Here is a 641-nt window from a genome sequence, read left to right as displayed (position 1 = left end):
GTGTGCGCCAGCGACGGCTCGCCGACCTGGATCGGCTGGAAGCGGCGCTCGAGAGCGGCGTCCTTCTCCAGGTGCTTGCGGTACTCGTCCAGCGTGGTCGCGCCGATGGTCTGCAGCTCACCACGGGCCAGCATCGGCTTCAGGATGCTTGCCGCGTCGATCGCGCCCTCGGCCGCGCCCGCGCCGACGAGGGTGTGGATCTCGTCGATGAACAGGATGATGTCGCCGCGGGTGCGGATCTCCTTGAGCACCTTCTTCAGGCGCTCCTCGAAGTCACCGCGGTAGCGGGAGCCGGCGACCAGCGCGCCCAGGTCGAGCGTGTAGAGCTGCTTGTCCTTGAGCGTCTCGGGCACCTCGCCCTTGACGATCGACTGGGACAGGCCCTCGACGACGGCGGTCTTGCCGACACCGGGCTCACCGATGAGCACCGGGTTGTTCTTGGTGCGGCGGGAGAGCACCTGCATGACCCGCTCGATTTCCTTCTCCCGGCCGATGACCGGGTCGAGCTTGCCCTCGCGGGCGGCCTGGGTCAGGTTGCGGCCGAACTGGTCGAGCACCAGGCTCGTCGACGGCGCAGCCTCGCCCGCCGCCGCGCCGGCCGCGGCCGGCTCCTTGCCCTGGTAGCCGGAGAGCAGCTGGAT

Annotated in this window: 1 protein-coding gene; it reads right to left on the bottom strand. The window is 69.7% G+C overall.

Features of this window, described 5'->3' with window-relative positions; all coding sequences use genetic code 11:
* A partial coding sequence (locus Ato02nite_RS51085) for an AAA family ATPase (protein WP_213013983.1) occupies positions 1 to 641 on the bottom strand: 641 nt, incomplete at both ends.

The sequence above is a fragment of the Paractinoplanes toevensis genome, from assembly GCF_018332695.1.
Classification (GTDB): Bacteria; Actinomycetota; Actinomycetes; order Mycobacteriales; family Micromonosporaceae; genus Actinoplanes; species Actinoplanes toevensis.
The sequence above is the reverse complement of the archived record's forward strand: the minus strand, read 5'-3'. Positions and strand labels throughout refer to the sequence as shown.